Below are 13886 nucleotides of genomic sequence, written 5' to 3'. Positions count from 1 at the left end.
TATCTTCGTGCTTTTGCATTCATCATAATCTTGGCGGGCTGTTACAATACACGCTGATTCTTCTCAGTGGTTACGACATGTCCTCCAGATCCCAGACGCATTCACCCCGAAAGCCCGGTTTGCATCCACGCAACCCACACGCAGAACGCTACAATTTGCCCGCGCTAATTAAGAGCTGTCCCGAGCTTGAACCTTTTGTCGCGGAAAACCGGTTTGGTGATCTGTCGGTGGATTTCGCTGACCCTGCGGCCGTGAAGGCGCTGAACAAAGCGCTGTTACTGCATCACTATGGGTTGTTGCATTGGGATATTCCACCCAATTATTTATGTCCTCCGGTTCCGGGGCGTGCGGATTATATCCATCACCTGGCGGATCTGTTGGCGAAGGATAATGGGGGCGAGATTCCTCAGGGACGTAAAGTTATTGGCTTGGATATTGGTACCGGTGCAAACCTGATCTATCCGATCGTGGGACACTGTAGTTATGGGTGGCGGTTTGTCGGTACGGATATCGATCCTGTGGCGGTTGGTTCGGCAAAACTAATTGCAGATTCTAACCCAGCATTACACAAGGCTATTAAGTGTCGTCAGCAGAAGAACCCTGAGGATATCTTTACGGGGATGATTGGTAGCGATGAGTTATTCGATTTCAGTCTGTGTAATCCACCCTTCCATGCTTCACAGGAAGCGGCTAGTGCGGGGACTCAGCGCAAGCTGAAAAATCTCGGCAAGGCAAAAAAAGGTGGAAGAAAGGGGGCTCCGGCATTGAACTTTGGTGGCCAGAAGGCCGAGTTATGGTGTCCGGGTGGTGAGTTGGCGTTTGTTAGCCGTATGGCACAGCAGAGTGCTGATTATGCCGATCAGGTGTGTTGGTTCTCCAGTTTGGTGGCTAACAATGACAACCTGCCGGGTATATACAGTGCATTAAAGCAGGCGGGAGCGGTGGACGTCGAAACGATTCAGATGGCGCATGGCAATAAGGTCAGCCGTCTGGTTGCCTGGAGTTTTCTTACCGCGGAGCAGCGTCAGGGGTGGGCTGGGATTCTCTAAAGCCTGCCTATATCCTGACGAATCAGTTCGCTAACTCGGATCAGCGCACGGCGTAGATCCGGGTTGCCATCATAGACCGAAAAGTTCAGCCGGATGCAGTGGCGATATTCTCCTCGAGTGGAAAACAAGCTGCCGGGTGTAATGGCGATGCCTTCGCTTAACGCTTGTTGATAGATTCGGTCGCCGTCACAGCCCGCAGGCAGTTCTAACCAGCTCAGATAACCGCCTTCCGGGTGGGAAAAAGATACTTCCCGGGGCATATGACGGCACATATCTTCTGCAATCAGATCCCAGCGTTGTCGGTAGGTCCGTTTGAGTCGGCGCAGGTGGCGGGCAAAACGCCGTTCGGCCATAAACTCTGCTGATGCGTCTTGGGTTAAGCCCGATGAGGCTAGTGTCGTGACGTACTTCAGATAATTGATCTCTTCATAGAACTTACCGGGCACTACCCAGCCTATCCGAATATCCGTATCCAGAGATTTGGAGAAAGAGCTGCACAGCACGACCCTCCCGTTGGTATCAAGTGCTTTTAAGGGTGGGTGGCGGTGGCTCTGATAGTTCAGCTCACCAAATACGTCATCTTCGATGATCGGCAGTTGATAGGGTTCGGTGATCGCCATCAGTTTTTCTTGCTGGCCCACATGCATCTGGAATCCAAGGGGATTGTTGACGTTTGGGTTGAGCAAAAGCGCTTTGATCGGCCATTCTTTCAGGACCTTGTCCAACAGGCAGAGATTAATACCTTCACCGGGAATGGTTGGGATCTCGACGACTTTCAGTCCCAGTGCCTCAATGCATTGCAGCGTGCCATAAAAACTGGGTGATTCGACGGCAATAATATCGCCCGGAGATGCAATGGCGCGCAAGCTCAGGCTGATACCCTCCTGCGTGCCGTTACTGATGATGATCTCTTGCGGTTTGCAGGCAAAAGCGGACTCGCTGATGTGGTGTGCCAGCCGGCTCCTTAATAAATCACTCCCGGGAGGGGGTTGGTAATGACTGATTTTGGATTGCTGATGTGCGCGGTGGCGCGCATTTTTCGCGAGTGTTTTATACAGTTGCGCGCGCGCAGGAAACCGGGTGTCTGGATCGGCACTGCCCAGGGGGTGGAGGTCGGAACAGGAGGCCGCCCGAATAATATTGAGGGCCAGTGCACCTAGCTGCACCGGACGGGGCGATGCGGATACCTCCGGCAAGGGTTGTCCATGGCTGACAAAAAAGCCCTGCCGTGGACGTGGTTCGATCAGCCCTTCGGCTTCCAGCTGCTGGTAAGCGTGGATAACGGTGTTTTTGCTGACCGCCAGCTGCTCGCTCAGGCTGCGTAGTGAGGGTAAAGGCTCACCGGGACGGAGCTGGTAGCTTTCAATCTGTGCACGTAGGGTTTCGGTGACCTGCTCGTATCGTTTCATGGGTACAGTAAGCCATTGCTGCGCACAAATTGAAATATATTTGTCTCTGTACCCATATATTTAGCATGGTGCTGTGCCTTTTTCATGATGGCCACTGATCGTACCGTTTCAAATCACATTTGATTGACTGGGATAGGCAGATGGGACACTTGCATAAACGTTGGGTACAGGCTGTACCGTTCCTTTTCGTTGTACTTTGGAGTACCGGGTTTATTGGTGCCAAGTATGCGTCTCCTTATATCGAGCCGTTTCATGTCCTGTTAATTCGTATGTTAATGACACTGGTGGCGTTTGGTGCATTGGCATTGATTCTGAAAGCGAAGTGGCCTTCTCCTGTGCAGGCCATGCATCAGATGGTGACGGGATTTCTGGTACATGCGGTTTACCTCGGAGGGGTATTTGCCGCGATTGAGTGGGGATTACCCGCAGGCGTGACCGCTATCATCATGGGCCTGCAACCGCTACTCACGGCGCTGATGAGCTGGCAGCTGATGGGGGATAGCCTGCGACCGGTCCAGTGGTTGGGACTACTGATCGGATTTGTGGGTGTGGCGCTGGTGTTGTTGTCAGGGGAAGGTGGCGGTCAGTTTACGATTGATACGGCATCGATGATTGCAGCGGTAGCGGCATTGGTGGCGATTTCGGTCGGTACGTTGTATCAGAAACGTTTTGGTAGTGGAACGGATCTGTTCACTGGCTCGTTTTACCAGTATCTGATGACCGCGATTGCGATGGCGGTTGTTGCATTTACGTTTGAGACAGGCGAAATCAACTGGCAGCCTGAGCTGATAGGTGCGCTGTTGTGGATGGTGTTTGGCCTTTCAGTCAGTGCGATCTTGCTATTGATGCTGATGATCCGTGAAGGGGAGGCGGCGAAGGTGGCCAGTTACTTCTATCTGGTACCACCGCTGACGGCTATCGAAGCCTGGTTGTTGTTTGATGAGCAATTAAACCTGATGGGGATCGGCGCTATTGCGCTGACTGTTCTGGGGATTTACTTGGTCCTGCGCCGTCACTGACGGCAGCAGGCAGATCAGGTATGATGTTCGGCCATTGTTCATTTCCTGATCCATCATGCCCGAGTTACCCGAAGTAGAAACCACCCGTCGTGGTATCGAACCCCATGTTGTTGGGCGTACAGTTGCCCTCTTTGATGTCCGTCAGCCTAAATTACGCTGGCCTGTCCCTGAATCACTCGCTGCGTTGTTACCGGGTAAAACCGTTGAAGCGGTCAGTCGTCGGGGCAAATACCTGTTGATTCAATTTGATTGCGGACATCTTCTGGTACATCTGGGGATGTCAGGTAGTCTGCGGGTTGTCGAACGTAGTAAAGAGCCGGGCAAACATGATCATGTGGATCTGTGCCTGACCGATGGAAAAGCCTTACGTTTGACTGATCCGCGTCGCTTTGGTGCGGTTCTCTGGCAGGATGCGGATGAGGTTCATGAGCTACTCGCCCATTTGGGGCCTGAGCCGTTAAGCGACGAGTTTGACGATCAGTACCTTCTGGATAGGGCAAAAGGGCGAAAAACGGTGATAAAAACGTTCATCATGGACAGCAAAGTGGTCGTAGGGGTAGGGAATATCTATGCCAACGAAGCACTGTTTGCGGCAGGGATTCACCCCAAACGCGCTGCAGGTAAGATCTCTGCGGCACGCATGAACCGTTTTGTGTATGAGATTAAACGGGTGTTAGCCGCTGCAATTGAGCAGGGCGGAACCACCCTGAAGGATTTTGTCGGCGGTGATGGAAAACCAGGTTATTTTAAGCAGCAACTGAACGTATACGGCCGTGCGGGCGCGCCTTGTGTGAGTTGTAAACAACCATTAAAGGAGATTCGCCTTGGCCAGAGGTCTACGGTTTACTGTAGCCACTGCCAGCGGTAGGTATTCAATATGAATGTACATGTCAGTCATGCAGCGATGACGCAGGAAGGCTTACCCAGCCGCGAGCGCCTGCGGGAAAAGCTTCAGATAGGCCCCTGGTTAGAGAAACGTCAGGCGTTTCAGCTGGGTAAAGATGCGTTGCACTGTGAGCTGTACGAGTACGATGTAGCGGCACCGACGGTGTTGTTCTTGCCCGGTATCGGCACGTATTCGGAACTCTATGCCGAAATGCTGGGCAAACTCAGTGAGCGTGGTTTTAACGTGGTGGCTATTGATCTGCCAGGTCACGGATACTCCGGTGGTCCTCGTGGGCTTTATACCGTTGAGCAGGTGAACTTTGCAGTATCCATGGTTCTGGATCACTTGCAGCAGCGTTTTACCGGCCCGTTCTCTATCTTTGGTTATTCTATCGGTGCGCTGCTGGGTGTTGCTGCGGCCGAGCAGGATGAGCGAATCGAAGCCGTGTTGTGTGGCACATTATTGCTACCTGATATCGCACCGGATTTTCTACACGAAATGGGTTGGCAGTGGACCCATGCCAGCGCCTTTTTCTTTCCCTATATGAAAGCGCCACTGCGCCTGTTCGTCGACTTTAAGATGTTGTTGGCCAGTCATCCTGCAGGGGAAGAGATCAACCGGGATCCTCTGGTGGTATTTGATTACCCCTTAAAGACCTTGTCGAGTGCGTTCTCCTGTCACTGTAACGTGCTGAAACAGCGTTACCCGTTCAAGAGTGCCATTATCCATGGTGATCGGGATGAGGTCCTGCCGCTTGCGTACACAAAACGTGTTGTGGAACAGTGTGAGCACCCTTTTGAGCTGTTGGTCATGGAACAGACAGGCCATATGGTGCCGTGGTTACGGACTGATAAGTTGGTCGATATAGCCGCTAAGTGGTTGTTGAATAACCTGTAATTAAAGCGTCAAAAGGGATTCATAGGACTGTCACCTGCCCCAACCAAACTGCACGCTAAACATCCAGTGTGAGATTTGGTGGCAGCTATGAATACCCTGCGCAAGATTACCAGCTACGATGCCGTGGCTTTTTACTGGTGCCATGGCTTTACGCACATGCCTCGTTTGGCGACGTGTAGCCGTATGATCTCCCGTCTGGGCGACGGTGGTTTATATCTGGCCTTAGGTCTGTCGCTGGCGATGTTTGAGGTCCGGGACGGGGAACATTTCCTGCTTGCTGGCCTGTTAGCATTTGCGCTGGAATTGCCCCTTTACCTGCTTCTGAAGAACACCATCAAGCGTGATCGTCCTTGTGACCGCTTTGATAATTTTGATGCATTCATTGTCCCTTCTGACAAATTCAGTTTCCCATCGGGTCACGCGGCAGCGGCGTTTGTGTTTGCGACTGTCCTGAGCCATTTCTACCCATCCATGCTCGAATTAAGCTACAGCATCGCGGTGCTGATCGGGCTCTCCCGCGTGATGTTGGGGGTGCATTATCCAACGGATATTGCCGCCGGTGCGATATTAGGTACTTCTATTGCCACCGTGGCACTGAATGTTTACGCACTATAGATCCTACGGACGTTGAATATATGCGTGTACTTTATGGTGTTCAGGCGACGGGAAACGGCCATATTACCCGTGCTCGGGTGATGGCGCCTGCGTTAGAACGCGCTGGCGTTGAAGTGGATTACCTATTCAGTGGCAGGTCAGAAGATCAGCTTTTTAACATGGAGCCGTTTGGTGATTACCAGACCCGTCAGGGGCTGACGTTTGTGCAGCGTGATGGGCGGGTGAAGATACTGGAGACATTGCGTAACAACAATCCGTTACGTTGTTGGAGAGACGCAGCGGAGCTGGATCTGTCTGGGTATGATCGGGTGATCACTGATTTTGAGCCGGTGACGGCCTGGGCGGCGAAACGTCAGAAGGTGCCTTGTGTCGGAATCGCCCATCAATATGCGTTGTGCTACCCCATACCGGGTCACAACTATCAGCTGTTGTCTCGCTTGATTCAGTTGTTTGCACCTGTCGACACTGCGATTGGTGTGCATTGGCACCATTTTGACTACCCTGTATTGCCTCCGTTGATACAACCGCCGCTATTTGAGCCTACGCTGGAAACGGATAAAGTGTTGGTTTATCTACCGCTGAATCCGCTTCAGGAACTGGAAGCACGTTTCTCTGTATTCGAAGATCATCGCTTCTATATCTACTGTGGTATCGATGAGCCATATCAGCGCGGAAATCTCTATTTTATGCCGTTTTCCCGAGAAGGTTTTCAGCAGGACCTGTCCAGCTGTTCCGGTGTGGTCACCCATTGTGGATTTGGTCTGATCAGCGAAGCACTGCAGTGCGGTAAAAAAGTGTTTTCCATGCCGATCAAAGGGCAGTTTGAACAGCTATCCAATGCACATGTACTGGAAAAGCTGGGGTTGGCAACGATCGCTAAAGATTACGATGAGTCACTGCTGCTCGACTGGTTGGAGCTGGAGCAGCCTGAGCCCCGTGTAATTCCGGATGTGGCTAGTCGCTTAGCAGCCTGGATCGCGAACAACTGTTGTGAGAGTCCGGATGAGCTAACCAAACGGCTGTGGCAGCAGGATGTCCCCCGCGCCTGAAAGCCCCTGTTCTGGCAAACGTCAGTTGTCCCTTCTCTGCGGAGGCTGGCACAATGCGGCTTCTTTGTTTCTTTGGACCTGTCATGCTTACTGGCGTTCTCTTTGGTTTTGCGGCTGCACTGATGCAGTCCGTGTCCTATGTCTATTCCGCCCAGTTTATTTGTCAGCACAAGGCGACACCTCTGACCTTGCTGGTGCTGATGCATCTGGTGCTGGGTGGTATCTCTCTGCTGATACTGCCATTCCTATGGCATCCGGAACTGTTGAACGTCGGCAACTATGCTACGCCTTTGTTGTTTACCGCCCTGTTTTACGGGGTAGGTCAGATCTCCCTGTTTCAGGCGATCAGAGCCTCTGAAGCCTCACGCGTGAGCCCCTTGCTGGGACTCAAGGTGTTGGTGCTGGCGCTGATTGGCCTGCTCTGGTTTGGTGACAGTTATGAGCTTATCCAGTGGCTGGCAGTGGCACTGTGCGCTGTGTGCGCTGTCTGGTTGAGTGCCAGTGGAGGGCGCATCCACGGACGTGCATTGTTTTGGGTTGTGATGGCCTGTGTAGGCTATTCTTTGTCCGATCTGTCAGTACTTTACACCATGCGAAGCTTCGAGCAGTTGCCGTTGATCCATGCGGCAGCGGTTGGGGTGTGTCTCTGTTACCTGATCTGCGCTGTCGCCAGTCTACTGTTATATCCTCGTATCAAAGAGAAACATCTATTGTTGCAAAGCACACCCTCAGCACTGACCTGGTTGCTGGCAATGATGTGCCTGTTTGCCTGCTTTGCGGAAATTGGCGTGGTGTTTGGGGGAATCGTGCAGTCGAGTCGCGGATTGCTGTCGATTTTTCTAGGAGTGTTCTTAACGTGGGTGGGGTTCCGTTACGCTGAAAAAATGCCGGCAAAGCGCGTTTTTGTGCAACGGTTCTCTGCTTCTGCATTGATGCTATTGGCGATAGCCATGTTTTCGCTGGGCGCAAACGATCTGATCTGAATTGAAAGGTGGATGTTATTTTTAGGGGAGGGTGATACCCGTCTGCGAAAAAGAAAAGGGGGCGCTCAGTTCCTTTGAGACGCCCCCTCGTTGGCTTCCATTTTCCGTGCGGTGTACCACATAGCCAACGGTGACCGTTGCTGTGTGATATTGGCTTCCTGCCGCGGCTTCCTGCCTTCCCTTCCGCTTGCCTTGGCCTTCCTTGTTATTCATTCCATGAACAGGAGATCCACAAGACGCATTATCCTGATATGAAGTGAGCGGATATATAGGAAAAATTCCTAATTTTTAGGAGGTTATACTTAAGTAGTATTCGGTAAATGGCAAAGAATATGTGTTGTGATACAGGGGGGTTGTATCGTTCAGATATGAAAAAGGGCGCTTCGATCCATCGAAGCGCCCTTCATTGGCGTCCATATTCCATGCAGCTAATCCTTGGGCTTCCAGCCATCAGCGTCCTGCTAATCCATTCTGCTTGTGTATGCCATCCAATATATTCGTTCCATGAACAGGAGATCCACGAGATTTATTATGCTTTGGAGGTACCTCGGTTGATATAGGAAAAATTCTTAATTTTTCCTAAGAATCAAACTTTTCGATATAAGAGAGTGGCGTTTAAAGTCGTTTGGTTATTTAAAGGTGTAGTCGTTGTTCTAACGCAGAGGTTTCAGAGTGGCAGGTCGTTATTGTCTATATAGGTGCAGGGTGGTTTTGATCCGTTGACGCTGATGAGTGATATACCCAATGGTTGGGTGGCATATTTGGAATAGAGGTATGGGAAAACGCCTAATTTTCTCTGTGTTTTTCGCTGCAAGACATGAAATCTACTCACATGGATAGACAAGCTCGGTGGGACGCACATACACTAGGAGACTATTGTCTTGGTCGGGGTGCCCGTGCGCAGTGCAGGGGCTGAGAGTAAACCCGCTGAACCTGAACCGGTTAAAACCGGCGTAGGAAATCGAGATTGGAAATGACGACAAAAATTCTTATGACAGGCCTTATCATCACCTTCGGTTCACAGCATAGAGGGGGATGTTGATGCCAAATCCAGCCCAAATACCTATTGCCCTGACGATTGCCGGTTCTGATTCTGGCGGCGGTGCAGGCATACAGGCCGATCTGAAAGCGTTTTCCGCACTCGGCGTATACGGTGCTTCGGTGATTACTGCGCTGACCGCGCAGAATACTCGCGAAGTACGTGCCATCCATCGGGTCCCCGTTCCTTTTATTATCGATCAACTGGCAACGGTTTTTGATGATCTTCGGGTTGATGTGGTTAAAACCGGCATGCTTGGTGATGCTGATGTGGTTATCGCTGTTGCTAACTTCTTACGTCAGTATCCGCAGACCAAGCTGGTGGTCGATCCGGTCATGTTGTCCAAAAGTGGCGATGCGCTGCTGAAAGCAGAGGCGGTTGATGCTTTGGTTCATCAGCTTATCCCTCTGGCATCAATCATTACACCGAATTTACCGGAAGCGGCTGTCATTCTGGGATGCGACGAACCGAAGAATCTGGTTGAAATGGAACGGATGGCACGTGATCTGAAGGCGCTTGGGCCAAAAGCGGTGTTACTCAAGGGTGGTCATCTGGAAGATGAAGATCAGAGTCCCGATATTTATTTTGACGGTGAACAGTGCATCACACTGAACACTAAACGTATCAACACACAAAATACCCACGGTACGGGATGTACATTAGGGTCTGCCATTGCCGCAATGTTGGCAAAGGGTGAGCTGCCATATCAGGCGGTAGAGCAGGCCAAAAACTATATCTCTAATGCTATTGCGGCGGCGGATACGCTAGCGGTGGGCAGCGGACATGGTCCGGTGCATCACTTCCACGCGTTGTGGTCAAAGTGATTGGCAAACTGGGTAACATAACGAGAAAGTAAGCAGGCGACATATGGCAGAGAATATGAAAAACCTCAGCGAAAGTGCTCAGGTAGACCGGGACTCCGTACAGCCGTTCCCGAAATCCCGCAAAGTATATGTTGAAGGCAGCCGTCCTGATATTCAGGTGCCGATGCGTGAGATCTCCCTGGACGATACGCCCACTGATTTTGGCGGTGAAAAGAACGACCCATTGTATGTGTACGATACGTCCGGTCCTTATACTGATCCAGCTGTAGATATCGATATCCGTAAAGGTTTGGCGCCATTGCGTGAAAACTGGATTCTGGAGCGTGAAGACACCGAACAACTGGATGCGTTGACCTCTGAGTACGGTCGTGGACGTGAAGCGGATCTGCGTCTGGATACGTTGCGTTTTGATCTTCAGCGCAAGCCTCGGCGCGCTCAGTCAGGCAAAAATGTCACCCAGCTGCACTATGCACGTCAGGGCATTGTGACGCCTGAGATGGAATACATCGCCATCCGTGAAAATATGAAACTGGCAAAGTCCAAGGCGGAAGGGAACGTGGTTGCAGAACAGCATCCAGGCCATAGCTTTGGTGCAAAACTGCCAGAAGAGATTACGCCGGAATTTGTACGTAAAGAAGTGGCTGAAGGCCGCGCAATTATCCCAGCCAATATCAACCACCCTGAAGTTGAGCCAATGATCATCGGCCGTAACTTCCTGGTGAAGATCAATGGCAACATCGGTAACTCTGCCGTCACGTCCTCCATTGAAGAAGAAGTGGAGAAAATGACCTGGGGTACACGCTGGGGCGCGGACACCATTATGGATCTGTCCACCGGTGATAACATTCATGAAACCCGTGAATGGATCATGCGTAACTCCTCCGTACCTATCGGTACCGTACCGATTTATCAGGCGTTGGAGAAAGTAAAAGGTGTGGCGGAGAATCTGAACTGGGACGTGTTCCGCGATACGCTGATCGAGCAGGCAGAGCAAGGGGTTGATTACTTCACCATTCACGCCGGTGTTCTGTTGCGCTACGTGCCAATGACCGCGAAACGCATGACAGGTATCGTATCCCGCGGTGGTTCCATCATGGCGAAATGGTGTCTTGCACACCACGAAGAGAACTTCCTCTACACCCACTTCCGTGAGATCTGTGAGATCTGTGCAGCTTACGATGTGTCTTTCTCTCTGGGGGACGGCTTACGTCCGGGCTCTGTTTACGATGCCAACGATGAAGCGCAGTTTGCCGAGCTGGAAACACTGGGCGAGCTGACCAAGATCGCATGGGAATACGACGTACAGGTGATGATCGAAGGTCCGGGGCATGTGCCAATGCACATGATCAAAGAGAACATGGACAAGCAGCTGACCGAATGCCATGAAGCACCGTTCTACACGCTTGGCCCATTGACCACTGACATCGCACCAGGTTACGACCACATCACATCCGGTATCGGTGCGGCCATGATCGGCTGGTACGGTTGTGCCATGTTGTGTTACGTGACACCGAAAGAACATCTGGGCCTGCCGAACAAAGCGGATGTAAAAGAAGGCATCATCACCTACAAGATCGCAGCGCACGCAGCGGATCTGGCAAAAGGTCATCCGGGTGCGCAGATTCGCGATAACGCGATGTCTAAAGCGCGCTTTGAATTCCGTTGGGAAGATCAGTTCAACATCGGTCTGGACCCGGACACTGCACGTGCGTATCACGATGAAACATTGCCAAAAGATTCTGCAAAAGTGGCACACTTCTGCTCCATGTGCGGACCTAAGTTCTGTTCCATGAAGATCTCGCAGGAAGTGCGTGATCTGGATGCCGAGCAGGTAGCAGCCATCAACGCAAAAGCGGATGAAGGGATGCAGGCGAAATCAGCAGAATTTAAAGAATCGGGTGCTGAGATTTACCATAAGGTGTAAATAGTTTCAGAATTAGATTCTTAAATAAAAAAAGCCGCCCCTAAGGGGCGGCTTTTTTCGTTGTGGATCCCCTGCACTATCCTTAGGAGGAGAATTCGGCTTCGCAATTTATATACCACTACCACACCGCGAATTTTTGAATTATCTTTCAGCTTGCAGGGCTTTTCAAGCATTACCGGTAAACGGTTGTTTGAATAAGAGCCAGCTGGTGATGCGCTTACTTCTGATTTAATCAGTAATAGAAGTAGCGTTCAAATTCACTGCCCTTACAAATCTCAAAAATTTCATCGTAATTGGAGATCAACTCTTTCAGGTTGTCGCTGTTGAGTTTTTTATGGCTGCTACTTAATTCCAGCGGTTCAACCCCAATAAACTTAAACATATTCGCTGCGAAGTCATGTTTAGCTTCTTCGCTGGCAAAGAGATCTTCATAGCGAATTGTCAAAACCTGCTCTTCAGGGAGTTGAGCGACCATATCCAGCTGATCCTGCACAACCTGTTGTGTGCGCTGCAGGTCTGCAAGAATGGTGTTGGGGTCAAGGTAGACCTGTTTCTTCAGCTTTAGCGCGGCAGCGGCATCAACCTGAGCATGATCCGTAGACACAACACCCGTTTCATCAAGGAGTTGCACAGAAGCAAAACGACGCAAAGCATTCTCACGATAGAGGTTGATTACCCGGATATCTGGATTTTGCTTCAAAAAGTCAGGTGCGTCGCGCTGAATCAGGGTCATGGCAAAATCTTTGATGCCATAACTTGTGATGTCTGACCATTTTTTATTTACGACACCCTGACTCGATACGACTGATTTTAGACGTGCGTATGTTTGGGATAGCTGGAAATACCCCTTGCCACGATAGATAAAGTCTAAATATTTGCCCGCGTCTCCCTGACCGATCAAATATTTATTTACCTTGTAACCGGTGGTCCATTCACCGAGTACTTCACCGTAGTTAATCACATTGGGATGTTTGGTCAGCAAGCTTGATATGTAGTTGCTGCCGCTACGGCCACTGGTGAGAACGAAATGCTTGTTCATTGGGCCAACCTTTATGTTAGGGAATATTAGGGTATAGCTACATACCCCTTAAATTAGTATGGAAACTAACGATCATTCCATAATCTGTCAAGAATATTAGATTTCGCTTAAGTAAGTTTTCATTACGTAATTATTAACTGAGTAAATGGTCAAATATTCTGTTGCTGAACTAAAGGGAATAGATCATGTGCCGAAAATATAAAATCCACCGCTAACAGGCTTTAATGATTTTACCGCATATTCTACCTAAAGGAGTTCAGTATGTTTTGGCGACGTAAACAGGAACGGTCCCATAGCCAGCGACATGCGCAAGGAATGCTGACGACTCTCTACGTGATGGCCTCGATGGTTGAGGCGCGAGACCCTTATACGGGCGGCCACTTGTGGCGCGTCAGTCAGTATAGTCGACTGGTTGCGGAAAAACTGTCTTTACCCCCGGCAGACATCGCTCGGATTGGCTTAGGGGGCTTTTTACATGATCTGGGTAAGGTCGGTGTGCCGGATGATATTTTGCGCAAACCGGGAAAACTGACGGATGAAGAGTATGCGGTAATCAAGGCGCATCCAGAAGTGGGGATGCGTGTGTTGTCAGGACACCCACTGAGTAGTTTGGTGGAGGCCGCGATCATTGCGCATCATGAAACCCCGGATGGACGCGGATACCCTAAAGGTTTAAGTGGCCTGGATGTGCCATTGGATGCGCGCATTGTGGGTGTATGTGATGCGTTTGATGCGATGACCAGCCATCGCCCCTACCGCGCAGGAATGCCTCAGGAAAAGGCGCTGCAGATTATTGAGAGCAATGCGGGGGGACAATTTGATTTAAATGCAGCAGATGCGTTGCTCATGCTGGCACAAGAGGGGGCATTATCTGCCATTATTGGGCATACCGATGATGGAATTCCTTTGCAGGAATGCCCTGCCTGCGGCCCAACGATTGTAATTAAGCGCGAACAGCATCCGGGTGACCTGAGTTGTTGTCGAAGTTGCGGCAATGAAGTTTCAGTGGAGAAGTCCGATGGCAAGTGGGCGATTACCCCGACCGGTCAGATGGCAACGAAGGAGGCTTTGGCGCCCGATGCGGATAACCTGCTGATAGAAGCATTGGTTGAATCAGTGTTAGATCACCTGAAATTGCCCCAGACGGTTTGAG

At 50.8% G+C, this 13886-nt stretch carries 12 protein-coding genes and 1 riboswitch; of the genes, 10 read left to right on the top strand and 2 right to left on the bottom strand.

The features are described from left to right. Positions 1–77: 77 nt before the first annotated feature. The gene (rlmF, locus tag IOQ59_RS17730) at positions 78–1049 is read left to right on the top strand and encodes a 23S rRNA (adenine(1618)-N(6))-methyltransferase RlmF (protein WP_193954800.1); all 972 of its coding nucleotides are present in this window, start codon (positions 78–80) and stop codon (positions 1047–1049) included. Here rlmF and IOQ59_RS17725 read toward each other — a convergent pair. Beyond that, positions 1046–2458: an aminotransferase-like domain-containing protein gene (locus IOQ59_RS17725; protein WP_193954799.1), complete on the bottom strand. Its 1413-nt coding sequence runs from the start codon at positions 2456–2458 to the stop codon at positions 1046–1048. The genes rlmF and IOQ59_RS17725 overlap by 4 nt on opposite strands. A 140-nt stretch (positions 2459–2598) precedes the next feature. Here IOQ59_RS17725 and IOQ59_RS17720 point away from each other — a divergent pair, with 140 nt between their 5' ends. The 8 genes from IOQ59_RS17720 (at position 2599) to thiC (ending at position 11694) form a co-directional block, all read left to right on the top strand. Then, positions 2599–3477, top strand: coding sequence for a DMT family transporter (locus tag IOQ59_RS17720; RefSeq protein WP_193954798.1), 879 nt, complete (start codon positions 2599–2601; stop codon positions 3475–3477). 55 nt (positions 3478–3532) lie between these two features. Then, on the top strand, positions 3533–4345 hold the full coding sequence (mutM, locus tag IOQ59_RS17715; RefSeq protein WP_193954797.1) for a bifunctional DNA-formamidopyrimidine glycosylase/DNA-(apurinic or apyrimidinic site) lyase: 813 nt from the start codon (positions 3533–3535) through the stop codon (positions 4343–4345). A gap of 9 nt (positions 4346–4354) precedes the next feature. Then, a complete protein-coding gene (locus IOQ59_RS17710; protein ID WP_193954796.1) occupies positions 4355–5260 on the top strand; it encodes an alpha/beta hydrolase in 906 nt (301 codons plus the stop codon). Between the two features lie 87 nt (positions 5261–5347). After that, a complete protein-coding gene (locus IOQ59_RS17705; RefSeq protein WP_193954795.1) occupies positions 5348–5875 on the top strand; it encodes a phosphatase PAP2 family protein in 528 nt (175 codons plus the stop codon). 20 nt (positions 5876–5895) lie between these two features. Continuing rightward, positions 5896–6924: an MJ1255/VC2487 family glycosyltransferase gene (locus tag IOQ59_RS17700; RefSeq protein WP_193954794.1), complete on the top strand. Its 1029-nt coding sequence runs from the start codon at positions 5896–5898 to the stop codon at positions 6922–6924. Positions 6925–7007: 83 nt separating this feature from the next. Next, the gene (locus IOQ59_RS17695; protein WP_193954793.1) at positions 7008–7907 is read left to right on the top strand and encodes an EamA family transporter; all 900 of its coding nucleotides are present in this window, start codon (positions 7008–7010) and stop codon (positions 7905–7907) included. An 876-nt stretch (positions 7908–8783) separates the two neighbouring features. Beyond that, positions 8784–8884, top strand: a riboswitch (TPP riboswitch). Between the two features lie 64 nt (positions 8885–8948). After that, complete coding sequence (gene thiD, locus IOQ59_RS17690; protein ID WP_193954792.1) at positions 8949–9770, top strand: bifunctional hydroxymethylpyrimidine kinase/phosphomethylpyrimidine kinase; 822 nt, start codon at positions 8949–8951, stop codon at positions 9768–9770. Between the two features lie 43 nt (positions 9771–9813). Beyond that, positions 9814–11694, top strand: coding sequence for a phosphomethylpyrimidine synthase ThiC (gene thiC / locus IOQ59_RS17685; protein ID WP_304621446.1), 1881 nt, complete (start codon positions 9814–9816; stop codon positions 11692–11694). 232 nt (positions 11695–11926) lie between these two features. Here thiC and IOQ59_RS17680 read toward each other — a convergent pair whose 3' ends face one another. Further along, on the bottom strand, positions 11927–12733 hold the full coding sequence (locus IOQ59_RS17680; RefSeq protein ID WP_193954791.1) for a hypothetical protein: 807 nt from the start codon (positions 12731–12733) through the stop codon (positions 11927–11929). 261 nt (positions 12734–12994) lie between these two features. On the opposite strand from IOQ59_RS17680, the gene IOQ59_RS17675 reads away from it, so the two are divergent. Then, positions 12995–13885 carry an HD-GYP domain-containing protein gene (locus IOQ59_RS17675; protein WP_193954790.1) on the top strand — a complete coding sequence of 297 codons (891 nt, stop codon included), beginning with the start codon at positions 12995–12997 and terminating at the stop codon, positions 13883–13885. The last annotated feature ends 1 nt before the right edge of the window (position 13886 follow it).

The sequence above is a fragment of the Pontibacterium sinense genome, assembly GCF_015209595.1.
GTDB lineage: Bacteria > Pseudomonadota > Gammaproteobacteria > Pseudomonadales > Balneatricaceae > Pontibacterium > Pontibacterium sinense.
Note: the sequence above shows the minus strand (reverse complement) of the source record. Positions and strands in the feature narration are given on the sequence as shown.

What these genes read in the sequence shown, in the direction of transcription:
- rlmF (WP_193954800.1), top strand. Translation starts at nt 78, where the DNA reads ATGTCCTCCAGATCCCAGACGCATTCACCCCGAAAGCCCGGTTTGCAT.
- IOQ59_RS17725 (WP_193954799.1), bottom strand. Translation starts at nt 2,458, where the DNA reads ATGAAACGATACGAGCAGGTCACCGAAACCCTACGTGCACAGATTGAA.
- IOQ59_RS17720 (WP_193954798.1), top strand. Translation starts at nt 2,599, where the DNA reads ATGGGACACTTGCATAAACGTTGGGTACAGGCTGTACCGTTCCTTTTC.
- mutM (WP_193954797.1), top strand. Translation starts at nt 3,533, where the DNA reads ATGCCCGAGTTACCCGAAGTAGAAACCACCCGTCGTGGTATCGAACCC.
- IOQ59_RS17710 (WP_193954796.1), top strand. Translation starts at nt 4,355, where the DNA reads ATGAATGTACATGTCAGTCATGCAGCGATGACGCAGGAAGGCTTACCC.
- IOQ59_RS17705 (WP_193954795.1), top strand. Translation starts at nt 5,348, where the DNA reads ATGAATACCCTGCGCAAGATTACCAGCTACGATGCCGTGGCTTTTTAC.
- IOQ59_RS17700 (WP_193954794.1), top strand. Translation starts at nt 5,896, where the DNA reads ATGCGTGTACTTTATGGTGTTCAGGCGACGGGAAACGGCCATATTACC.
- IOQ59_RS17695 (WP_193954793.1), top strand. Translation starts at nt 7,008, where the DNA reads ATGCTTACTGGCGTTCTCTTTGGTTTTGCGGCTGCACTGATGCAGTCC.
- thiD (WP_193954792.1), top strand. Translation starts at nt 8,949, where the DNA reads ATGCCAAATCCAGCCCAAATACCTATTGCCCTGACGATTGCCGGTTCT.
- thiC (WP_304621446.1), top strand. Translation starts at nt 9,814, where the DNA reads ATGGCAGAGAATATGAAAAACCTCAGCGAAAGTGCTCAGGTAGACCGG.
- IOQ59_RS17680 (WP_193954791.1), bottom strand. Translation starts at nt 12,733, where the DNA reads ATGAACAAGCATTTCGTTCTCACCAGTGGCCGTAGCGGCAGCAACTAC.
- IOQ59_RS17675 (WP_193954790.1), top strand. Translation starts at nt 12,995, where the DNA reads ATGTTTTGGCGACGTAAACAGGAACGGTCCCATAGCCAGCGACATGCG.